A 22,408-nucleotide genomic window follows, 5' to 3' on the forward strand; every position below is an offset into this window, starting at 1 on the left:
AAATACTTTATCTCTTCCTGACGGGCTTATCCGCCCCCGTCATAGCCCCGTTCGATTTGCGACAACCCTGCCGTTTGCGACGGATTCTTGAACTGCGCCGCCCTCGGCGGAACTATGGTGTGGTCAAACAGCGGAACACCCGGCCTGCGCATGAAAAGCACCATGACGGCGCCTGCCAATATGCCGCCCACATGCGCGCCCCACGAGACGTTTTCTTCCAGCCCGAGCGCCAGCATCAGGAATTGCTGGCCGATCCACAGCGCCAGCGGAATGAAGGCCGGAAGGGGCAGCGGAATACGCATGAAGACCAGCACCCAGACACGCACTTTGGGATGCAGCAGGAAATAGGCCGCCACGACACCGGAAACCGCGCCGGATGCACCGATCAGCGGTCCCTCCGAGGTGGGCGCGACGAAACCGTGCAGCAATGCCCCGGCAATGGCGCAGGCAAGATAGAAGATCAGGAACCGGAAGTGACCGAGCGCGTCCTCGACATTGTCACCGAAGACCCAGAGAAACAGCATGTTGCCGGCCAGATGCCAGAAATCGAGGTGGAGGAAGGCATAGGTAATGACGGTGAGGTCATCGGGCACCACCTGCAGGGCGGGCTCCAGATAGGCGTAATCGAACACGACGGCGGGAATGAAGCCGAGGCCGAGCGCTGCCGCATTCGCCTGCGTGTCGCTGGCGATCACGCCGGTAAACAGCCAGACCACCACATTGACCGCGATCAGGCCGATCGTGACATATTGCAACCGGATATGTTTGAGGGAATTCGCGTCGTGCAGCGGTATGAACATCGAATGCCCTTTGTCTGAACGGTTATCACGCTCTGTCAGCGGTTCTTGCCGGGGACCCATAAAATATCGGCCTTGCCCGTGTCATTGGCAAAACGGGCGGCCACGAACAGGAAGTCGGACAGGCGGTTGGCATATTTGATCGCCGCCGGGCTGACAATCTCGTTTTCGGTGACCGAAAGCGCCACCATCAATCGTTCCGCGCGGCGGCAGATCGTGCGGGCCATGTGCAGAGCGGCCGCTGCCGCGGTGCCGCCCGGCAGTACGAAAGAGGTCAGCGGTTCAAGCGTCGCGTTGAGCTCGTCGATTTCGTTTTCGAGCCGGGTAACCTGGCTTTCGACGATGCGCAGCGGTTCATAGGACAGCGGTTCACCGCCGTCAGGCGTGGCGAGATCGGCGCCGAGGTCGAAAAGATCGTTCTGGATGCGGAAGAGCATGGCATCCAGCTTTTCCATGCCGTCACTTTCACGCCCGCCCGTATGAAGCCGCGCCATGCCGATTGCCGAATTGGTCTCGTCCACCGTGCCATAAGCCTCGACGCGAAGATCGTGCTTCAGGCGGCGCGGGCCGGAAACCAGCGCCGTCGTGCCCTTGTCTCCGGTGCGGGTGTAGATCTTGTTCAGTTTCACCATCTCAGCGACCGCCGCCGGTGAGCCAGAGAGTGAGCATGATCAGCACGATGGCGATGGCCTGCAGGAGAAGGCGAAGCTGCATCAGCTTGTTGGACCGGTTGGCGTCCTGTCCCTTCAGCATGTTGAAAAGGCCGCGTATCAGCACGATGACGACAAGGCCCATGACAATAAGGGCCAGTACACTGGTGAAGCCGGACATTTAGGGGTTACTCCTCCTCAATCGAATCTGCGCAGCAGACGATAGAACAGTCCGGCAGGCAAGAGCCGTTTCAGCAACAGCCCCTGTTTGGCTGGAACGGTGACAGGATAATGCGGTTTCGGTTTCGCTGCCGTCAGGGCATGTTTCAGCACGGCATAAACGGCATCGGGGCCAAGCTTGTGGCGGTTGACGGGGCCGGAACCATCCATGCGCGCCAGCTGGCGTTCATATTCCGCCGCATGGGCCGAATTTTCGAGATCGATGTGTTCCTTGACATGCGCAAGCGCCGTCGCCGTGAATTTCGAGGTGATCGGCCCCGGCTCGATGAGGCTGACATGGATGCCGCTGCCCTGAAGCTCCATGCGCAGTGTGACGCCCAGTCCCTCGATCGCGAATTTCGACGCGGTATAGGCGCCGCGATACCGGTAGGGCACAAGGCCGAGAATGGAGGAGCAATGCACGATGCGGCCCGCGCGCCGGGTGCGCATGAAGGGAATGACCCGCCGCGTCAGATCGTGCCAGCCAAAGACATTGGTTTCGAACTGCGCCCGCAATACGTCGACTGGCAGATCCTCCACCGCGCCCGGCTGTCCGTAGGCGCCGTTGTTGAACAGCGCGTCGATGCGACCTCCGGTCCGGGCCGCGACGGTGTTCACAAGGGCGGCGATGGTTTCAGGCTTGGTGTAGTCCATAATCAGGGTTTCGATGCCCTGGTTTTCAAGCGCCGCCATGTCGGCGATGCGTCGCACGGTGGCGAAGACCCGCCAGCCGTCCCGGTGAAGCGCGCCGGCGCAATAAGCGCCGATGCCGGATGAACATCCGGTGATGATGATGACGGGCTTTTCAGACATCTGCCGCTCCGGGAAACCGACTGTTGCTCTGGCCTGGTTGACCGGCCCGTGAAAATCGCATTGCGCAAAATCCTTTTCGGCACGGAACCGAAAGCCGCCCTTGCGCGCTGTACAAAGCGAAGCTGATTTCCCATATTCGGCTCGAAGTTACAAATGAAATGCCGATGAATGGAGGTGACATGGTTGCCGCAGTGCGCCTGGCAGGCAAGGTTGCCTTCGATGCCTATTCCCATTTCGCCGAGGATGACGGCTGGGCGATGGCTAGCCATATGGCGCTTTCCATTCTGCTGGCACTGTTTCCCTTCCTGATCTTCGGTACGGCTCTCGCCGGTTTTCTGGGCGCTGACCAGTTTTCCGAAACGGCGGTTCACCTGATTTTCGATACCTGGCCGGAGGCGATAGCCGGGCCGCTTGCGGCGCAGGTGCAGCAGGTGCTGACCATTCCGCGCGGCGGCCTGCTGACGATTTCGGTGCTGGCGGCCGCCTACTTTGCTTCCAACGGCGTCGAGGCGCTGAGAATCTCACTGAACCGCGCCTATCGTGTCACCGAGACACGCTGGTGGTATGTCACCCGCCTGCTCAGCCTGCTTTATGTGCTGATCGCGGTGGTGGTCTTTACCGGCATCAGCATCGTGCTCGTCGCGGTGCCGGTCGCCACGTCCTTTGCCGAGGAGCGGTTTCCGTGGATGACCGACGTGCTGAACACCGTTTCCAGTCTCGGTCTTTACGGAACCATCGTTGTGCTGACGGCGGGGCTGGTGGCGGCGCATCTGTGGCTTCCCGCCGGCAAGAGGCGCATCTGGGATGTCTGGCCGGGCATTCTGCTGACGATGATCTTCTGGGTCATCGGTGCCGCGATCTTCGCCTATTATCTCTCCACCTTCGCCAATTATGCCGCCACCTATGCCGGTCTCGCCTCTGTCATGGTGGTTCTGGTGTTTCTTTATATGGTCGGCGTCATCTTCATGCTGGGTGCCGAGGTCAATGCCGCGCTGATGAAATACAAGGTGCGGCAGATCATCCGCCGCAATATAGGCGGCAACGGTGCCCGCCGGGAGCGGGCGCTAGAGGAGGCCGACAAGCCGGCGGATATCTGAGGGTGTCGCGCCTTCGGCGCGAAGGGCGGAAAGCCCGGTGCTGCCTTCGCTTTTCGAAAGCTTGCGCCCGTCCGCGCCCAAAATCAGCCGGTGATGGTGATAGACGGGTTGCGGCAGGTCCAGCAGGCGCTGCAGCAGTCGGTGAATGGCGGTTGCGTGGTAGAGATCCATGCCGCGCACCACATGGGTGATGCCCTGCAGCGCATCATCCACCACGACGGAAAGATGATAGCTCGAAGGCGCGTCGGAACGCGACAGCACCACATCGCCCCAAAGCGCGGGCAGGGCCTCGATTTTCCCCGTCTCGCCATCGCCGCTCTCCTGCCAGAACAGGGGGCTGCCGGCGGCGCGGATCGCTTTTTCCATATCAAGCCGCCAGGCATGTTGCTGACCGGCGGCGAGGAGTATTGCCCGTTCCGCCTCGGGCCTTTCGCGGTCCATCGATGGATAGAGCGGCGCGCCATCCGGATCGCGCGGCCAGAGCCCGCCATCGGCCTCGAAGGCTTTGACGATCGCTTTGGTTTCTCCACGGCTCAGAAAGGCAGGATAGGCAAGGCCCGCGTCGATCAGCCTGTCCAGCGCCACGCGATACGCATCGAAATGGTCGGATTGACGCCGGACAGGATTTTCCCAGGCTAGCCCCAGCCAGCCGAGATCGTCATAGATCGCCTGCTCCAATTCCGGTGTGCAGCGTGTCTGGTCGATATCCTCGATACGCAGCAGAAAGCGGCCGCCATTGTCCCGCGCCATATCGTGGTTCAGGAAGGCGGAAAGGGCGTGGCCCAGATGCAGCGGGCCATTGGGGCTTGGTGCGAAACGGTAAACCGGTTTTTGACGGAGAGGCGAAGGCATGGTTTCTTCTGCCATGTTTTAAACCGCCCCACCAGCCGGCTGGCGGCATATGGAATGATGGACATGAAAATCATTACCGGGATGGCTGACATCAGCGAAGGGCTGGAGCATCTCGCCCGCCTTGATCCTGCGCTCAGCCTCGTCATCGAAAAAGCCGGCCCGCTGGAACTGCGCATTCATGAGCCCGGCTTTTCCGGCCTTGCCCATATCGTCGTCTCGCAGATGGTGTCGCGCGCCAGCGCCAATGCCATCTGGGCGCGTATACTTGCCGGCACTGGCGGCGTGGTCACGGCGGAAAATTATCTCGCCGCACCCGACGAGCTGCGCGCCACTTTCGGCCTTTCCCGTGCCAAGGCAACGACGCTGGAAGGGCTGGCGCGTGCCGTCACGGAAGGGCAGGTCGATCTGGACGGCGTAGTGCGCAAGGAGCCGGGAACTGCCCTTTCCGAGCTGGTCGCGCTTCGTGGTATCGGCCCATGGACGGCGGAGGTCTATCTGATGTTCTGCGGCGGGCATCCGGATATTTTTCCGGTCGGCGATGTGGCGCTGAGATCGGCAGTGGCGCATGCGCTTGATCTGGAAGTGAGGCCGGAAGCGAAATGGCTGGCGGAGCGGGCGACACTCTGGTCGCCGTGGCGCTCCGTGGCCGCCCGGCTTTTCTGGGGTTATTATGCCAATATCATGCGTCGCGCCATGGTGCCGCTGCCATAAGCGGGCTCCAAAGGCTAAAAATCTGCGATGCTGTAGGGCAATGCTCCACGCGAAAGGTGGTCGAAATGCAGCTTGCGTTTCAGCGGCGGCACGGCGCGCTGCACGCAATCCACCCTCTCGCAGACCCGACAGGAAATGCCGATGGGTTTGAAGGAGGCCGCATTGCCGAGATCGAGCGTATCGGCATAAACGAAATTCTGCGCATGGGAAATTTCGCAGCCAAGCGCGATGGCGTAACGCGGCCTCTCGGTATTGAAACCGGCGCCGGCCTTTTCGATCTGGGTGGCAATGGAAAGATAGCGCACGCCGTCGGGCGTTTCCGCCAGCTGCCGCACGATCCTGTCGGAACTTTCGAAAGCCTGATGGATGTTCCACAGCGGACAGGCCGCGCCGAAACGGGCAAATTGCAGCCGTGTGGCGCTGTGGCGTTTGGTGATGTTGCCGGCGCGGTCGATCTTGGCAAAAAAGATCGGCACGCCCTTCATGCCCGGCCGTTGCAGCGTGCTGAGCCTGTGCGCCACCTGTTCAAGGCTCGCGCCGAAACGCACTGCCAGAAGCTCGAGATCATGGCGCAGCTCCTGCGCCGCCCGGTGAAATCGCCCATAGGGCAGGATGAGGGCTGCGGCGAAATAATTGTGCAGCCCGATACGACAGATTTCGGCGGCTTCGGCATTGCGGAAACCGGCGCCGGCCAGCAGCCTGTCTACCGAAGCGCCGGCGTGAAGCTGGGCGATCTGCAACGCCAGCTGAAAGCTGCGGGTCGGCGCGGCCATGTAGGAGCTGAGGGCGAGGGTTTTGCCGGCAGGATCGTAGTGCCGGATCAGACCGCCCGCCGCTTCGGTTCTTGTGATGTGGATGCCGTAACGGTTGCGCAGATGCGCCGCCAGAATGCCGTAGGTCTCACTGCCCTCTATCTCCAGTTCTTCCGCCAGCTCCTCGGCCAGAAGATCGATCTCGGCGACGTAATTGTCGACGAAGTGGAAGAAGTCACGCACCTCCTCATAGGGGGTTCTTTCCACCTGCGCGGTGCCGCGGCCCAGCCGGTCATCCAGCTGCACCAGCTGCTCGCTGTTCTGGCGATAGGCCTGATGGGCGCGCAGCAGGGCATGGGCAAAACCCGGCGCGTTCTGGGCAATCAACTTCAACTCCTGAAGCCCCGGCTCGTAATTCAGGAACAGGGGGTCTTTCAGCGCCTCGCGCACGGCGGAAACCAGCCGGTCGCTTTCACCGGTCGCCAGTTCCGCCATGTCGAGCTGGAATTTTTCCACCAGCGTCACCAGAACGCTGGCCGAAACCGGGCGCTGGTTGTTTTCGATCTGATTCAGGTAACTCGCGGAGATGCCGAGCCTTTCGGCAAATTGCGCCTGCGTGGCGCGGGCGGTTTCGCGAAGGCCGCGAACCTTGCGGCCGATGAAGAGTTTTTCCGTCGCCATGTTGCAACTTTGCAAAATTAAACATTGCAAATATTTATGGCACGCATACGCGCACGATCAAGGCTTCTTGGCGAATGTTTTCTGGGCTATTGATCGTGGCACAACGCATGGAGGAAACATGCCCGGCATTCTGGAGCAGTTGGAAACGCGGCGCGCTGAGGCGCGGCTCGGCGGTGGCGTCAAGCGCATCGAGGCGCAGCATGGCAAGGGCAAGCTGACGGCGCGCGAGCGCATCGACGTGCTTTTGGATGAAGGTTCCTTCGAAGAATACGACATGTATGTCACCCACCGGGCCGTGGATTTCGGCATGGCGGGCCAGAAGATCGCCGGCGATGGCGTCGTCACCGGCTGGGGCACCATCAATGGCCGGCAGGTCTATGTGTTTTCCCAGGATTTCACCGTGCTTGGCGGTTCGCTCTCGGAAACCCACGCCCAGAAGATCTGCAAAATCATGGATATGGCGGTGCGCAACGGCGCGCCGGTGATCGGTCTCAACGACAGCGGCGGCGCGCGCATTCAGGAGGGCGTGGCCTCGCTCGGCGGTTATGCCGATGTGTTCAAGCGCAATGTCGTCGCCTCCGGCGTCGTGCCGCAGATTTCCGTCATCATGGGGCCATGTGCTGGCGGTGCCGTTTATTCGCCTGCCATGACGGATTTCATCTTCATGGTGCGCGACACCTCTTACATGTTCGTCACCGGGCCGGATGTGGTGAAGACGGTGACGAACGAAATCGTCACGGCCGAAGAACTTGGCGGAGCCTCCACCCATACTAAAAAATCCTCTGTCGCTGACGGCGCTTACGAAAACGACATCGAAACGCTGGAACATGTGCGGCTGCTGTTCGATTTCCTGCCGCTCAACAACCGCGAAAAGCCGCCGGTACGTCCGTTTCACGACGATCCGGCCCGGCTGGAAGCGCGGCTCGATACGCTGATCCCCGACAGTTCCAACAAGCCCTATGACATGAAGGAACTGATCCACGCGCTGGCCGACGAGGGCGATTTCTTTGAGTTGCAGGAGGCCTTTGCCCGCAACATCATTACCGGCTTTATCCGTCTCGAAGGCCAGACGGTGGGGGTTGTGGCCAACCAGCCGATGGTGCTGGCCGGCTGCCTCGATATCGACAGTTCGCGCAAGGCCGCCCGTTTCGTGCGCTTCTGCGATGCCTTCAATATTCCGCTGCTGACGCTGGTGGATGTGCCGGGCTTCCTGCCGGGTACGGCGCAGGAATATGGCGGTGTCATCAAGCACGGCGCGAAACTTCTCTTCGCCTATTCGGAGGCCACGGTGCCGATGGTGACGCTGATTACGCGCAAGGCCTATGGCGGCGCTTATGACGTGATGGCCTCGAAACATATCGGCGCGGATGTGAACTACGCCTGGCCAACGGCGGAAATCGCCGTCATGGGCGCGAAGGGTGCTGCGGAAATTCTCTATCGTTCCGAGCTTTCCGATCTGGAAAAGATCGCCGCGCGCACGAAGGAATATGAGGAGCGTTTCGCCAATCCGTTCGTGGCGGCGGAACGCGGTTTCATTGATGAGGTGATCATGCCGCATTCCTCGCGCCGCCGCATCGCCCGTGCGTTTGCCTCGCTGCGCAACAAGAGTGTCGAAACCCGCTGGAAGAAACACGATACCATTCCGCTCTGATCCGCTGCGGGGCTGGAAAAATGCTTCGGCCACCTTACTATAATGATGTTCAGGCGCCCGGATGTCCGGATGTCCTCCCGAAACGCACAAGGACAGAGTTTTATGGCCGAAAATTCCTCCGCAGATAATTTCCCCGCTGGATATGAAGTGCCCAGGGTCTGGACCTGGGACAAGGGCAATGGCGGCCAGTTCGCCAATATCAATCGCCCGATTGCCGGTCCCACCCATGAAAAGGAACTGCCGGTCGGCAAGCACCCGCTGCAGCTTTATTCGCTGGCGACGCCGAATGGCCAGAAGGTCACCATCATGCTGGAAGAATTGCTGGCCGCCGGCCACAAGGGCGCAGACTATGATGCCTGGCTGATCAAGATCGGTGAAGGTGACCAGTTCGGTTCCGGTTTTGTCGGCGTCAATCCGAATTCCAAGATCCCGGCGCTGATGGATCATTCGACGCCTGAGCCGACGCGCGTTTTCGAAAGCGGTTCGATCCTCGTTTATCTCGCGGAAAAATTCGGCGCTTTCCTGCCGAAAGAGGGCAATGCCCGCACGCAGGCGCTGAACTGGCTGTTCTGGCAGATGGGCTCCGCGCCCTTCCTCGGCGGCGGTTTCGGCCATTTTTATGCCTATGCGCCGGTGAAGATCAAATACGCCATCGACCGTTACGCCATGGAAGTCAAACGCCAGCTTGACGTGCTGGACCGGCATCTGGCTGAGAACCGCTATCTCGCGGGTTCGGAATATACCATCGCCGACATGGCCGTCTGGCCGTGGTATGGAAAGATCGCGCTCGGTCAGGCCTATGGCGATGCCGGTGCTTTCCTTGAAGCCGATGGCTACAGACACGTCATGCGCTGGACGCTCGAAATCGGCGAACGCCCGGCGGTCAAGCGCGGCGTGATCGTCAACAAGACCTCGGGCGATCCGTCCGAACAATTGCATGAACGCCACGATGCCTCCGACTTCGAGACGAAGACGCAGGATAAGATCGGCAGGGCATAAGCAAAGATTAGAGCGCCAAAAGCGCTCTAACTATTTGAATTGACGCATTTCCGGACGTAAAAGCAAGGCAGCTTTTACTGGAAATGCTCTGGAAGGACTAGAGATGGCGAACCTGCCCGAAATGACCAAACACAAGGGATTCCCCTCCGGCATGCCGAGCACGGGCGTCCAGTTCACCATCCGCCGCGCCAACCCCAAAGGGGTAACACCTATCAAGATGATACCCCGCCGGGCGCGCAACGACACCAAGGAGCATCGCATCGATGCCGCCTTCCTGCACTCGCTCTGGCACCATTTCGGTGCCGAGCCTTTCGAGCGCGGCAATCTCGACGCCGCCCGCCTCAACCTGCTCTTCGGCCGCGAGGTGGTGCCGGCGGAGAAGAATTTCGATCCGCTTTCCTATCAGGCGATGCTGGTGATTGACGAGCGCGTCGCGCGGCAGAACTTCCCGGAATCCTTCGAGAATTTTTTCGAGATTTGAGTGTGCTGTCATCCGCCAACGGGGAATGAAATTCGATGTCGACAGCGACCAGCAAATTTCTGAGCTACGTTCTGCGCCATGCGCCTGAAAGTATCGGCCTGACACTTGATGCTCAGGGTTGGGCGGATGTCGCAGATCTGTTGGCAAAGGCGAATGCGAGCGGCACGCCGCTCGATGAGGCAGGCCTCTTTTCTGTCGTCGCAGAAAGCGACAAGAAGCGTTTCACGCTGTCGGAAGACGGCCGCCGCATCCGGGCGGCGCAGGGGCATTCCGTGAAGGTCGATCTTGGCCAGCCGCCGGTCGAGCCGCCGCCACAATTGTATCACGGTACGGCGACCCGTTTCCTCGAACCCATCCTGCGGGAAGGCTTGCGCCCGGGGGAAAGGCAACAGGTTCATCTTTCGGCTGACCGGAAGACTGCGATTGCCGTCGGACAGCGGCATGGAAAGCCCGTGGTCCTGATTGTCGATGCCGGCCGGATGTTTGCGGATGGTTACAGTTTCTACCGAGCCGATAACGGTGTTTGGCTGACGGACGCCGTGCCCTTTTCCTATCTGGCTGAGTTCGAGGTTTCCTCAGCGGAGAGCGATGGGTGACGGGCTGACGTTTGGGAATGGAGGAGGGAGGCAAAATGGGCGTCGGCATATTTCAGATCGATATGGATTGGCTGCATCGCTGGCTAGGGCAGCGGCGTAGCGGCAGCGCCCGTAAAGCGCCCGGCACCCGCAACCTCAAACCCAGGATGACGCCGGAGGCTGCACGGCACGATCACCGCCAGATGCTGCGATTCATGGCGCTCAATGCGGCAGTCGGTGTTTTGATCGGCATCTGCGTCGGTGCGGGACTGATCCTTCTCGATATCGGTGGCATTGGCGCGCGCATCGGCCGCGCCGCAAATCCGCTCGTGCCGGTATTGCTGGTCGTCATGCCCATCGCATCCCTGTTCGGCGCCGCCGCCACCGCCTCGGCAATCCTGATGATGCCCTATGAAAAGAAATTCCGCGACGATGATGACGATGCGAGGGGAGAATAACCGCATGATCAAGAAAATCCTCATCGCCAATCGCGGCGAGATTGCCTGCCGGGTCATCAAGACCGCGAAGAAGATGGGCATCGCCACTGTCGCGGTCTATTCGGATGCGGATGCCAATGCGCTGCATGTGAGACAAGCGGATGAGGCCGTTCATATCGGCCCGGCCCCCTCGTCTCAGTCTTATATCGTCATCGATAAAATTCTGGAGGCCATCAAGAAGACCGGGGCGGATGCTGTCCATCCCGGTTACGGCTTCCTGTCGGAAAATGCCGCCTTCGCCGAGGCGCTGGAAAAGGCGGGCGTCGTCTTCATCGGCCCGCCTGTTGGCGCCATCAAGGCCATGGGTGACAAGATCACCTCCAAGAAACTCGCCGCGAAAGCGGGTGTTTCCACCGTTCCCGGCCATATGGGGCTCATCGAGGATGCCGATGAGGCGGTGAGGATCGCCTCGCAGATCGGTTATCCCGTCATGATCAAGGCGTCGGCCGGCGGCGGCGGCAAGGGCATGCGCATTGCCTTCAACGATGCCGAGGCGCGCGAGGGTTTCCAGTCCTCGAAAAACGAGGCGAAATCCTCCTTTGGCGACGACCGCATCTTCATCGAAAAATTCGTCACCCAGCCGCGCCACATTGAAATTCAGGTGCTGGGTGACAAGCACGGCAACACACTTTATCTGGGTGAGCGTGAATGCTCGATCCAGCGCCGTAACCAGAAAGTCATCGAGGAAGCGCCGTCGCCCTTTCTGGATGAAGCCACCCGCAAAGCCATGGGCGAGCAGGCCGTGGCGCTGGCGAGGGCGGTCGGTTACCATTCGGCCGGCACGGTGGAATTCATCGTCGATGGCGAGAGGAATTTCTACTTTCTGGAAATGAACACCCGCCTGCAGGTGGAGCATCCGGTGACGGAACTCGTCACCGGTATCGATCTGGTCGAACAGATGATCCGTGTGGCATCGGGTGAAAAGCTCTCCTTTGGGCAGGCGGATGTGAAGCTGAACGGCTGGGCGATCGAAAGCCGGCTTTATGCAGAAGATCCTTACCGCAACTTCCTGCCCTCCATCGGCCGGCTGACGCGATATCGCCCGCCGCAGGAGGGGGCGCAGGAAAACGGCACCGTGATCCGCAACGATACCGGCGTTTTCGAAGGCGGCGAGATTTCGATGTATTACGATCCGATGATCGCCAAGCTGTGCGCTCTGGGCAAGGATCGTGAAACCGCCATCGATGCCATGGGGCAGGCGCTGGATCGTTTCGAGGTAGAGGGCATCGGCCACAATCTGCCCTTCCTGTCGGCCGTCATGCGGCACGAGCGTTTCCGCGCCGGCCGCCTGACGACAGGTTTTATCGCGGAAGAATTTCCGGAAGGGTTTTCCGGCGTGGAACCGGATGAGGCCGCTGCGCGCCAGCTTTCCGCCATCGCCGCCATCATCCATCAGCGGCTGCAGAGCCGCGCGGTCGAAATTTCCGGCACCATCGGCAATCATCGCCGCATCGTCGGTCAGGATTGGGTGGTGTCATCAGGCGCATCCCGCCACAGGGTCGCCGTTGAAACCGGGGCGGATGGTACGGCGGTCCGTTTTGAAGACGGGGCGGCGCTCACCGTCGATACCGGCTGGCTTCCCGGCCAGAGCCTCGGCCTGTTCACGGTGGCGGGTGAGGTTATCGCCGCCAAGGTCGATCTTGCAGGTGCTGCGATCCGCCTGCGCTGGCGCGGCATGGATATTCGCGCCCATGTGCGCAGCCCGCGTGTGGCGGAACTGGCGCTGCTGATGCCGGAAAAACTGCCGCCGGATACATCGAAACTGCTGCTCTGCCCCATGCCGGGCGTCATCACCGGTATTTCGGTGGGTGAGGGCGATGAGGTGGAGGCCGGGCAGGCGTTGGCGACGGTGGAGGCCATGAAGATGGAAAACATCCTGCGTGCGGAAAAACGCGGCCGCGTCGCCAGAGTGGCGGCAAAACCGGGCGACAGCCTCGCGGTGGATGAAATCATCCTCGAATTCGAGTGACGGCCGCTGCCGTTTTTCCGGAACGCATGTGGGCCGGAGCGGTTTACGGGGTCGGACCTGCGGGCGGATCGTTCGATTTTCGTCACGATCACCGGCCACAGTGCTAAAATGAAATGCAGAAGGGGAGAGATGCATGTCGGGTGAAAAAACGGTGCGGGATTGGCTGCAGCTTGCCGAAAAAGAGCTGAAGCGTTCACCGGAAACGCTCGTCTGGCACACGCCCGAAGGTATCGAGGTCAAGCCGCTCTATACCGCTGACGATCTTCAGAAGATTTCCCATCTCGACAGCCTGCCGGGCTTTGCGCCTTTCACGCGCGGCCCGCGCGCCACCATGTATGCCGGGCGGCCCTGGACCATCCGCCAATATGCCGGTTTTTCCACGGCCGAAGCCTCGAACGCCTTTTACCGCAAGGCGCTCGCCGCCGGTCAGCAGGGCGTTTCCGTGGCCTTCGATCTCGCCACCCATCGCGGTTATGACAGCGATCATCCGCGTGTGGAGGGCGATGTCGGCAAGGCCGGCGTGGCGATCGACAGCGTCGAGGACATGAAAATCCTGTTCGATGGCATTCCGCTCGAAAAAGTCTCGGTGTCGATGACCATGAACGGCGCGGTCATTCCCGTGCTTGCCAGTTTCATCGTTGCGGGGGAAGAGCAGGGCGTGCCCCGCGCCGCCCTTTCCGGCACCATCCAGAACGATATCCTCAAGGAGTTCATGGTCCGCAACACCTATATCTATCCGCCGGAACCCTCGATGCGGATCATTGCCGACATCATCGAATATACGGCGAAGGAGATGCCGAAATTCAACTCCATCTCCATATCCGGCTATCACATGCAGGAAGCGGGTGCGACGCTGGTGCAGGAACTGGCCTTCACGCTGGCGGATGGCCGCGAATATGTGCGGGCGGCACTGGCCAAGGGGCTTAATGTCGATGACTTCGCCGGCCGCCTGTCGTTCTTTTTCGCCATCGGCATGAATTTCTTCATGGAGGCCGCCAAGCTTCGCGCCGCGCGCCTGCTCTGGTCGCGCATCATGGAGGAGTTCAAGCCGCATAAAGCCTCGTCGCTGATGCTGCGCACCCATTGCCAGACCTCGGGTGTCTCGCTGCAGGAGCAGGACCCCTATAACAATATCGTCCGCACCGCTTTCGAGGCCATGTCCGCCGTGCTGGGCGGCACGCAGTCGCTGCACACCAATTCCTTCGATGAGGCGATTGCGCTGCCGACGGAGTTTTCCGCCCGCATCGCCCGCAATACCCAGCTCATCCTTCAGCATGAAACCGGCGTTACGAAGGTCGTCGATCCGCTGGCTGGCTCCTATTATGTTGAAAGCCTGACGGATGAGCTGGCTGAGAAGGCGTGGGCGCTGATCGAGGAGGTGGAGGCGCTGGGCGGCATGACAAAAGCCGTGGCCGAAGGCCTGCCGAAACGTTTGATCGAGGAGGCGGCGACACGCCGGCAGGCGGCGGTGGACAAGGGCGAGGAGGTCATCGTCGGCGTCAACCGTTACCGTCTCGAAAACGAGGAAGATATCGATGTTCTCGATATCGATAACGCCGCCGTGCGCGCCGCGCAGATCCGCCGCATCGAAGAGACACGCCGCCGCCGCGATGGCAAGGACGTGACCGCCGCTTTGGCAGCACTTTCCGAAGTCGCCCGCAGCGGCAAGGGCAATATTCTCGAAGCCGCCGTTGTCGCCGCCCGCGCCCGCGCCACGGTGGGAGAGATTTCCGATGCGCTGCGTGCGGCCTTCGGCGATCATGCCGCCGTGCCGGAGGTGGTGAGCGATATTTACGGCGAGGCTTACAAGGATGAGCCAGAACTTGCCACGCTCGCCGCCCGGCTTTCCGGTGTTGCTGAGAGGATCGGCACCAGGCCGCGCATCATGGTCGCCAAGCTCGGGCAGGATGGGCATGATCGCGGCGCGAAGGTCATTGCCTCCGCCTTCGGTGATATCGGTTTCGATGTGCTGGCCGGTCCGCTGTTCCAGACACCGGCGGAAGCGGCTGATCTCGCCGTTCAGAACAGGGTGCATGTGGTCGGCATGTCGTCGCTCGCCGCCGGCCACAAGACGCTGGCGCCGCAGCTGGTCGAGGCGCTGAAACAGAAGGGCGCGGACGACATCATCGTCGTGGTCGGCGGCGTCATTCCGCGGCAGGATTATCAGTTCCTGCTCGACCACGGGGTCTCGGCAATCTTCGGCCCCGGCACCAATGTCATGGATGCCGCCAACAAGGTGCTCGACCTGCTGGAAGGTATCCGGCGGAACGTGTGAGGGAAAGACGGCCATGTTCGGAAGACTAAATCACGTCGCCATCGCGGTGCCCGATCTCGATGCCGCCGTTGCCCGTTACAGGGCGTTGGGCGCAAATGTCTCGGAACCGCAATCGCTACCCGAACACGGCGTGACGGTTGTGTTCATTCAGGCTGACAACACCAAGATCGAGCTTCTTTATCCGCTCGGCGAAAATTCGCCGATAGCCGCGTTTCTCGAGAGAAATCCAGGCGGCGGCACGCATCATCTCTGCTTCGAAGTGCCTGACATTGTCGCGGCCCGCGACGATCTCGTCAAAAAGGGCGTTCGTATTCTGGGCGATGGCGAGCCGAAGATCGGCGCGCATGGCAATCCCGTTCTTTTCCTGCATCCGAAGGATATGGGCGGCGTGCTCTATGAGCTTGAGCAGGTTTCTCAGACATATGGCTGAAACATAAATCTCCTAGAGCATTTCCAGGAAAAGTGGACCCCGGTTTTCCGTTCGGAAATGCGGCAAACAAGGAGTTGGAGCGCTTTCGCGATTCACAGAAAAGCGAAAATGCTCCTGGGAGGATGACGTTGTGAAGCACCGCCCACGGCGGCGCTTTCATTTGCGTTTCCATGGTTCGTTTGTTTTCTTTTGACATTCGTTTTGTTTTCGTTTTTATATAATTGTCTTTCCATAAGGGGTTTCTCCCCTGCATTGTCGCGGAGGCTTCATGTCCGGCGAAAACATTTTCGATCTTTTTGTCATCGGCGGCGGCATCAATGGCTGCGGCATTGCCCGCGATGCCGTGGGCAGGGGCTATTCCGTGGCGCTTGCGGAAAAGGGCGATTTTGCTTCGGGCACCTCTTCCGCCGCCACCAAGCTCATCCATGGCGGCCTGCGGTATCTCGAACACTACGAATTCCGCCTCGTGCGCGAAGCGCTGATGGAGCGGGAAATCCTCTGGGCCATGGCGCCGCATGTCATCTGGCCCATGCGTTTCGTTCTGCCCATCCAGAAAGGCGGCGTGCGCCCGGCCTGGATGGTCCGGCTCGGCCTGTTTCTTTATGACAATCTCGGCGGCCGCAAGCTTCTGCCGGCGACCCGCACGCTCGATCTTCGCAAGGACCCGGCGGGCAAGCCGCTGAAGCCGACATTTGCCAGAGCTTTCGAATATTCCGATGGCTGGGTGGATGATGCCCGTTTCGTGGTCCTCAACGCGCGCGACGCGGCCAATCGTGGCGCGACAATCATGAACCGCACACGCGTCGTTTCGGCGCGGCGCGAAGGCGGGTTGTGGCACATCGAGACGCTGGACGAAAAAACCGGACGGGCGGCCACGCACAAGGCGCGCATGCTGGTGAATGCCGCCGGTCCCTGGGTGGATACCGTGCTCTCAGGCGTCTTCGGCCGCAAGGATGTTCATAATGTCCGGCTCGTACAGGGCAGCCATATCATCGTGCGCAAGAAGTTTTCCGATCCGCGCGCCTATTTCTTCCAGAACCCGGATAACCGCATCATCTTCGCCATTCCCTATGAGCGGGATTTCACGCTGATCGGTACAACGGATCGCGATTACAAGGGTGATCCGGCCAAGGTTCGCATTTCCGAGGAAGAGATTTCCTATCTCTGCAACGCGGCAAGCGACTATTTCAACGAGCCGGTCCGGCCGGAAGATATCGTCTGGACCTATTCCGGCGTGCGACCGCTTTTTGATGACGGCGCTTCAAAAGCGCAGGAAGCCACACGCGATTATGTGCTGAAGGTTGAAGAGGGAGAGGCTCCACTCCTCAATGTTTTCGGCGGCAAGCTCACCACCTATCGGCGGCTCGCCGAACATGCGCTGGAAAAGATCGGTGCGGCGATCGGCGAAAAGGGCAAGCCGTGGACGGCGGGTTCCCACCTGCCGGGCGGCGATTTCGGCGCGGAGAGATATGAGACGCAGGTGCGGGGACTTGTTTCCCGTTATCCCTTCCTTGATGGACGCCATGCCGAGCGACTTGTCAGAAACTACGGCACCAAGGCGGCGGAACTGTTGGGCAGCGCCGCCGATATCTCCGGCCTCGGCCGGCATTTCGGCGGCACGCTTTATGAATGCGAGGTGCGCTGGCTGGTTGAGCACGAATGGGCCTGCGCGGCCGAGGATATTCTCTGGCGGCGCACGAAACAGGGCCTGCGCCTGAACAAGGACGAGGCCGCTGATCTCGATGCCTTCGTGGCGGTGCTGATGGGTGGCGGGCAAAAGGCCGAAGCCGTGGCGGAGCGGGCCTGAAAATCCGCTGGTTGCCCCGTCAGCTCCCGGAACTCTTTGTCGGCTTCTCCGGGCCGTCGGCGCTCAGGATATAGTCGTCTGCGGCTGAAAGCGCGTGTTCCATGTGCCCTTCGAACACCAGTTCCGGCTCGTTGGGCGCTATGGCGATTTTCGGCATGCCGCCGAAACGCACCGCCTGCGATTGCGCAAGGCCGTCGCGCAGGCCGCTTTCCAGAAGATCGAAATAACGTGTGCCGGGGCCGGTGATGAAGACCGGCATATGGCCATGCAGGCTGAAGAGGCGTGAAAGGCCGTTGCCAAGCGCAAGGCCGGCGGTGCGGAAGGCGAACCTCGCCATGCGGGCGCCGGTGCGGGCCGAGGCGGCGATCTTGTCCACCTCGGCGATCGGCACGAATTTCGCCGGCTCCGCCTGTGGCGGGGCTTCGAAAGCAGAACGCAGGATCGCGTAAAACCCGGAATAGGCCTCGATGCAGCCTTTAGTGCCGCAACGGCACAGCGCGCCGTCTGCCAGATGCAGCATATGGCCGAAATTGGGGGCGCTGACCTCGATTGCGCCGCCCGTGGCGCGGGCGATGCCAAGGCCGATACTGTGGCCGAGCGACAGGGTGACGAGGGCCTCCGGCGCCGGGTTTTCCCGTGCCTGCTCCCGCATCCAGATGGCTTTTGCGGCTAGCAGCGTCTCGTTGTTCAGCGTCACGCGAATGCGGCCGTCCCCGGAAACCAGCCGCTGGAAATCGATCCTCTCGTCACCGAGAACCGGCGACCAGACAAGCGTTGCAGCTGCCGCATCCACTAGCCCCTTGCTGCTGATCGAAACCTGGAGAATATCGTGCCGGTCGATGCGCGAGCGATCGGCAAGCCTTGCGAGACCGGCGAGGATCGCGCCGCCGAATGTGCCTTTTTCAGCCGTGATCCTCTGTTCGGTGAAGCGGTCCACCAGCTTGCCGGCATAATCGACCAGCGAATATTGCACGCTGTCGGAAGAGATGATGACTATGGCGACATGGCAGAAAGCGCCGCGCGGGCCGAAGAGAATGCGTGGCCGGCCACGGCCGGCGGTGGCGAGCTGCTCTTTCCGCAGAATGAGCCCGGCCCGCTCAAGCTCGGTGGTGATGGCGGAGACGGTTGCGGAGGCAAGCCCGGTGAAAGACGACATGTCGGTATGGGAAAGGCTGCCGTGCAGGCGCAGGGCCGCCATCACCGACAGGCTGTTTTTCTGGCGCACCAGTTCCGTACTTGCAATGGCGGACATGGGCTGGGGCATGCTCCCTGAACGGCCTTTTTCCTGTCGTGCTGATCCACTCTGATGGCGCATGCCAGAGCGAAGATCAAGGCACCCGGATGCTGCCCGCAGCCGTTGTTGACAGCATGGGGAATCTCTGACATTAATTTTCTCGACTGTCGAGAAAATTGTGAAACCACAGAGACCGTCAGCTTTTTTCCGGGCGTTTTCCCTGCATGGAGGTGTGGGGCTTCGCCCTTACCGGGAGGACATCATGAATTCTTTTGCCAAGCTTTTGGCGGGTACAGCCGTACTCGTTTCCCTGCATACCGCGGCTATCGCGGCCGATCTCGTCGTCGGCGTTTCCTGGTCGAACTTCCAGGAAGAGCGCTGGAAAACGGATGAGGCAGCCATCAAGGCAGCGCTCGACAAGGCTGGTGCGAAATACATCTCCGCCGATGCGCAATCATCCGCCGCAAAGCAGCTGACCGACGTGGAATCGCTGATCTCGCAGGGCGCCAACGCGCTGATCATTCTGGCGCAGGATAGCGACGCGATCGGTCCGGCTGTTGAAAAGGCCGTTGCCGAGGGCATTCCGGTCGTTGGTTACGACCGTCTGATCGAAAACCAGAACGCCTTCTACATCACCTTCGACAACAAGGAAGTCGGACGTCTGCAGGCTGCCGAAGTCTTCAAGGTGAAGCCCGAAGGCAATTACGTCTTCATCAAGGGCTCTTCTTCCGATCCGAATGCGGACTTCCTGTTCGCCGGTCAGCAGGAAGTGCTGAAGGCGGCCATTGACGGCGGCAAGATCAAAAATGTCGGCGAAGCCTATACCGATGGCTGGAAGCCGGAAAATGCCCAGAAGAACATGGAACAGTTCCTGACCAAGAATAATAACAAGGTCGATGCGGTCGTCGCCTCGAATGACGGCACGGCCGGCGGTGCAATCGCCGCTCTTGCCGCGCAGGGCATGGCCGGTTCGGTTCCCGTTTCCGGTCAGGATGCCGACTTCGCCGCGCTCAACCGCGTAGCACTCGGCACACAGACGGTGTCTGTCTGGAAGGACAGCCGCGAACTCGGCAAGGAAGCAGCCGGCATCGCGCTGGAACTGGCCGGCGGCAAGAAGATGACGGAAATCAAGGGCGTGACTACCTTTGATGGCGGTCCGAAGAAAGTGGCGATGCAATCGGTCTTCCTCAAGCCGATCGCCATCACCAGGGACAATCTGAACGTCGTCATCGACGCCGGCTGGATCAAGAAGGAAACGGCCTGCCAGGGTGTGAAGGCCGGAACCGTCAAAGCCTGCGATTGATCGAATAGGCCGCGGTTCGGGCGCTGCGCCATGGTTCATGGCGCGGCGCCTTTTAGAGCATTTCCAGGAAAAGTAGGCCCCGGTTTTCCGTCCGGAAATGTGCCAGAACAAAGCGTTGGAGCGTTTTCGCGATTCAGGGAAAAGCGAAAGCGCTCCAAGATGTGAGGAGCACCGGCAGTACATGGCCGATATGACCCAATCCAATTCCACAGCGTCGCAAAAGACGGAAAAGACAGGCTCGATAACGCGCTTCATCAGCGCAACCGAGCTGGATACCAGACTGCTCGGCATGGTCGGCGCGCTTCTTCTGATCTGGATCGGATTTCATATCCTGTCCGGCGGCCTGTTCCTGACGCCGCGAAACCTCTGGAACCTCTCGGTGCAGACCGCCTCCGTCGCTGTCATGGCAACCGGCATGGTGCTTGTTATCGTTACCCGCAATATCGATCTGTCGGTTGGGTCGATCCTCGGTTTTTCCGGCATGATCATGGGTGTCATGCAGGCGGAAATCCTGCCGCAGATACTCGGTTTCGAACATTGGGCCACATGGATCGTCACGCTTCTCACCGGCATTCTCGTTGGCGGCGCGATCGGCATGTTGCAGGGCTCCATCGTCGCCTTCCTCAACGTGCCGTCCTTCATCGTCACGCTTGGTGGCCTGCTGGTCTGGCGCGGCGGCACGTGGTTCATCACCAGCGGCCGCACCGTGGCGCCGATGGATTCCACCTTCCGCCTGATGGGCGGCGGCACCAGCGGTTCGATCGGTGCGACATGGAGCTGGATCGCGGCCGTCGTCGCCTGCATCGCCATTGTGGCGGCCATCCTCAATTCCCGCCACCAGCGCCGCCGCTTCGGCTTTCCATTGCGGCCCGTCTGGGCGGAATATTTTCTGGTGGCGCTCGGCTGCCTCGTCGTCATCGGCTTCGTAACCGTGGTCAACAGCTACCCATGGCCGGTCAACATCGCCCGCAACTATGCCGATGCCAATGGTATCGCCTGGCCTGAAGGCGGTCTGTTCATTTCGCACGGCATCGCCATTCCGGTGCTGATGGCGCTTGCCGTCGGTGCGGTCATGACCTTTATCGCCACACGGCTGCGTTTCGGGCGTTATGTCTTCGCCATCGGCGGCAATCCGGAAGCAGCCGAACTCGCCGGCATCAAGACCCGCTGGGTGACGGTAAAGATCTTCACGCTGATGGGCGTTCTGTGCGCCATCGCCGCAGCCATCTCCACCGCCCGCCTCAACGCGGCCACCAATGCCCAGGGCGAACTGGACGAGCTTTATACCATCGCGGCGGCCGTCATCGGCGGCACCTCGCTTGCCGGCGGTGTCGGCACCATAGCGGGCGCGATGCTCGGCGCGCTCGTCATGCAATCGCTGCAATCCGGCATGGTGCTGGTGGGCATCGATACGCCCTTCCAGCGCATCGTCGTCGGTGTGGTCCTGGTCGTCGCCGTCTGGCTCGACACCATCTACCGCGCCCGCGCCAAGTAAGAACCGAGGAGAACTCCTATGACCGACCAAGTCACGCCCCTCGTGGAAATGCGCAATATTTCCATTTCCTTCGGCGGCATCCATGCGGTGGAAAACGCCTCTGTCGATCTTTTCCCCGGTGAGGTGGTCGCCCTTCTCGGCCACAACGGCGCGGGTAAATCGACCCTTATCAAGATTCTTTCCGGCGCTTACCGGCGCGATGGCGGCGATATCCTCATCAATGGCGAGGATGCCGATATCCGCAATCCCCGCGACGCCAAGAAATACGGTATCGAGACCATCTACCAGACGCTTGCCGTGGCCGATAATGTCGATGCGGCCGCCAATCTTTATCTCGGCCGCGAGCTGAAGACGAAATGGGGCACGCTTGACGATGTCGCCATGGAGGCTTCCGCCCGCGAGGTGATGGGGCGTCTCAACCCGAATTTCCGGCGGTTCAAGGAACCGGTGAAGGCACTGTCCGGCGGCCAGCGGCAATCCGTCGCCATTGCCCGCGCCATTCTGTTCGATGCCCGCATCCTCATCATGGACGAGCCGACCGCCGCACTCGGGCCGCAGGAAACGGCGCAGGTGGGCGATCTGGTCAAGGAGCTGAAGCGGCAGGGCATCGGCATCTTCCTCATCAGCCACGATATTCACGACGTTTTCGATCTGGCCGACAGGGTCTTCGTGATGAAGAACGGCAAGGTGGTGGGCCATGCCCGCACGCAGGATGTCACCAAGGACGAGGTGCTTGGCATGATCATTCTGGGCAAGGTGCCGGCGGGTGCTGTGCCAGGCCCCGGTGCGGTCGTATCCTGAATTCAGAGAAATAAAGATATAAAGATTTCTTTATGTCTATTGACATTGTGGCGCCCGTGGTGAGAAATGCGGGTGTCATGGTTCTCCGGGCTTGTTTGTTCGATCCCGGAGCTAAGAGGGAATACGGTGCGCCGACGATCGGCAAGACCGGAGCTGCCCCCGCAACTGTAAGCGGCGAGCCTTTGTCCAACATGTCACTGGGATAAACCCCGGGAAGACGGGCAAAGGCGACGACCCGTAAGCCAGGAGACCTGCCAGGACAAAATAACGTCCACGGGCGGGGTGTCCCGGTGGTTGCTGCAATGGTCCGGCACAGGCC

The 22,408-nt window shown here is 60.7% G+C and carries 21 protein-coding genes and 1 riboswitch; of the genes, 14 read left to right on the plus strand and 7 right to left on the minus strand.

All coding sequences use genetic code 11. The features are described 5' to 3' along the window. Positions 1-26: 26 nt before the first annotated feature. The 4 genes from N434_RS10785 to N434_RS10800 are packed head-to-tail and all read right to left on the minus strand — an operon-like array spanning position 27 to position 2,479. On the minus strand, positions 27-800 hold the full coding sequence (locus N434_RS10785; protein ID WP_110757690.1) for a rhomboid family intramembrane serine protease: 774 nt from the start codon (positions 798-800) through the stop codon (positions 27-29). A gap of 35 nt (positions 801-835) precedes the next feature. After that, positions 836-1,429 (minus strand): cob(I)yrinic acid a,c-diamide adenosyltransferase, encoded by a 594-nt coding sequence (locus N434_RS10790; protein ID WP_110757692.1) that lies wholly within the window; start codon positions 1,427-1,429, stop codon positions 836-838. A gap of 1 nt (position 1,430) precedes the next feature. Beyond that, a complete protein-coding gene (locus tag N434_RS10795) occupies positions 1,431-1,628 on the minus strand; it encodes a twin transmembrane helix small protein (RefSeq protein ID WP_046799819.1) in 198 nt (65 codons plus the stop codon). A gap of 17 nt (positions 1,629-1,645) precedes the next feature. Beyond that, on the minus strand, positions 1,646-2,479 hold the full coding sequence (locus N434_RS10800; RefSeq protein WP_110757694.1) for an SDR family oxidoreductase: 834 nt from the start codon (positions 2,477-2,479) through the stop codon (positions 1,646-1,648). A 179-nt stretch (positions 2,480-2,658) separates the two neighbouring features. On the opposite strand from N434_RS10800, the gene N434_RS10805 reads away from it, so the two are divergent. Next, positions 2,659-3,576: a YihY/virulence factor BrkB family protein gene (locus N434_RS10805; protein WP_065118118.1), complete on the plus strand. Its 918-nt coding sequence runs from the start codon at positions 2,659-2,661 to the stop codon at positions 3,574-3,576. Here the strand turns inward: N434_RS10805 and gluQRS are convergent. Next, the gene (gene gluQRS / locus N434_RS10810; RefSeq protein WP_110757696.1) at positions 3,544-4,443 is read right to left on the minus strand and encodes a tRNA glutamyl-Q(34) synthetase GluQRS; all 900 of its coding nucleotides are present in this window, start codon (positions 4,441-4,443) and stop codon (positions 3,544-3,546) included. The genes N434_RS10805 and gluQRS overlap by 33 nt on opposite strands. 39 nt (positions 4,444-4,482) lie before the next feature. On the opposite strand from gluQRS, the gene N434_RS10815 reads away from it, so the two are divergent. Next, the gene (locus N434_RS10815) at positions 4,483-5,139 is read left to right on the plus strand and encodes a DNA-3-methyladenine glycosylase family protein (RefSeq protein WP_181423940.1); all 657 of its coding nucleotides are present in this window, start codon (positions 4,483-4,485) and stop codon (positions 5,137-5,139) included. Between the two features lie 14 nt (positions 5,140-5,153). Here the strand turns inward: N434_RS10815 and N434_RS10820 are convergent, their stop codons facing one another. Next, complete coding sequence (locus N434_RS10820) at positions 5,154-6,572, minus strand: helix-turn-helix domain-containing protein (RefSeq protein WP_110757698.1); 1,419 nt, start codon at positions 6,570-6,572, stop codon at positions 5,154-5,156. A gap of 118 nt (positions 6,573-6,690) precedes the next feature. Between N434_RS10820 and N434_RS10825 the strand changes: the two genes are divergently transcribed. The 9 genes from N434_RS10825 to N434_RS10865 all read left to right on the plus strand — a co-directional run bounded on the left by N434_RS10825 (position 6,691) and on the right by N434_RS10865 (position 17,256). Continuing rightward, the gene (locus N434_RS10825) at positions 6,691-8,223 is read left to right on the plus strand and encodes an acyl-CoA carboxylase subunit beta (protein ID WP_110757700.1); all 1,533 of its coding nucleotides are present in this window, start codon (positions 6,691-6,693) and stop codon (positions 8,221-8,223) included. A 102-nt stretch (positions 8,224-8,325) separates the two neighbouring features. After that, positions 8,326-9,222 (plus strand): glutathione-dependent disulfide-bond oxidoreductase, encoded by an 897-nt coding sequence (gene yghU / locus N434_RS10830; protein WP_110757702.1) that lies wholly within the window; start codon positions 8,326-8,328, stop codon positions 9,220-9,222. A gap of 103 nt (positions 9,223-9,325) precedes the next feature. Further along, positions 9,326-9,703 (plus strand): hypothetical protein, encoded by a 378-nt coding sequence (locus N434_RS10835; protein WP_003520841.1) that lies wholly within the window; start codon positions 9,326-9,328, stop codon positions 9,701-9,703. Between the two features lie 35 nt (positions 9,704-9,738). After that, positions 9,739-10,299: an RNA 2'-phosphotransferase gene (locus N434_RS10840; RefSeq protein WP_110757704.1), complete on the plus strand. Its 561-nt coding sequence runs from the start codon at positions 9,739-9,741 to the stop codon at positions 10,297-10,299. Positions 10,300-10,334: 35 nt separating this feature from the next. Then, complete coding sequence (locus tag N434_RS10845; RefSeq protein ID WP_181423941.1) at positions 10,335-10,736, plus strand: hypothetical protein; 402 nt, start codon at positions 10,335-10,337, stop codon at positions 10,734-10,736. Between the two features lie 4 nt (positions 10,737-10,740). Then, a complete protein-coding gene (locus N434_RS10850; RefSeq protein WP_110757708.1) occupies positions 10,741-12,744 on the plus strand; it encodes an acetyl-CoA carboxylase biotin carboxylase subunit in 2,004 nt (667 codons plus the stop codon). Positions 12,745-12,877: 133 nt separating this feature from the next. Beyond that, positions 12,878-15,019 carry a methylmalonyl-CoA mutase gene (gene scpA / locus N434_RS10855; RefSeq protein WP_110757709.1) on the plus strand — a complete coding sequence of 714 codons (2,142 nt, stop codon included), beginning with the start codon at positions 12,878-12,880 and terminating at the stop codon, positions 15,017-15,019. A 13-nt stretch (positions 15,020-15,032) separates the two neighbouring features. Then, positions 15,033-15,449, plus strand: coding sequence for a methylmalonyl-CoA epimerase (gene mce / locus N434_RS10860; protein ID WP_110757711.1), 417 nt, complete (start codon positions 15,033-15,035; stop codon positions 15,447-15,449). A gap of 268 nt (positions 15,450-15,717) precedes the next feature. Next, positions 15,718-17,256: a glycerol-3-phosphate dehydrogenase gene (locus N434_RS10865; RefSeq protein WP_110757713.1), complete on the plus strand. Its 1,539-nt coding sequence runs from the start codon at positions 15,718-15,720 to the stop codon at positions 17,254-17,256. Positions 17,257-17,275: 19 nt separating this feature from the next. On the opposite strand, the gene N434_RS10870 is transcribed toward N434_RS10865, so the two are convergent. After that, positions 17,276-18,508, minus strand: a complete 1,233-nt coding sequence (locus N434_RS10870) for an ROK family transcriptional regulator (protein ID WP_181423942.1) — start codon at positions 18,506-18,508, stop codon at positions 17,276-17,278. Positions 18,509-18,752: 244 nt separating this feature from the next. Between N434_RS10870 and xylF the strand changes: the two genes are divergently transcribed. From xylF to N434_RS10885, 3 genes are all read left to right on the plus strand, one after another. After that, positions 18,753-19,793, plus strand: coding sequence for a D-xylose ABC transporter substrate-binding protein (gene xylF, locus N434_RS10875; RefSeq protein ID WP_065118006.1), 1,041 nt, complete (start codon positions 18,753-18,755; stop codon positions 19,791-19,793). Positions 19,794-19,983: 190 nt separating this feature from the next. Then, positions 19,984-21,288, plus strand: a complete 1,305-nt coding sequence (locus N434_RS10880; protein ID WP_474207804.1) for a sugar ABC transporter permease — start codon at positions 19,984-19,986, stop codon at positions 21,286-21,288. A gap of 18 nt (positions 21,289-21,306) precedes the next feature. Continuing rightward, positions 21,307-22,089, plus strand: a complete 783-nt coding sequence (locus tag N434_RS10885; protein WP_065118008.1) for an ATP-binding cassette domain-containing protein — start codon at positions 21,307-21,309, stop codon at positions 22,087-22,089. Positions 22,090-22,150: 61 nt separating this feature from the next. Next, positions 22,151-22,362, plus strand: a riboswitch (cobalamin riboswitch). Positions 22,363-22,408: the final 46 nt, after the last annotated feature.

The organism is Rhizobium sp. UGM030330-04, from assembly GCF_003208455.1.
In the GTDB taxonomy this organism is placed as follows: Bacteria; Pseudomonadota; Alphaproteobacteria; order Rhizobiales; family Rhizobiaceae; genus Agrobacterium; species Agrobacterium rhizogenes_A.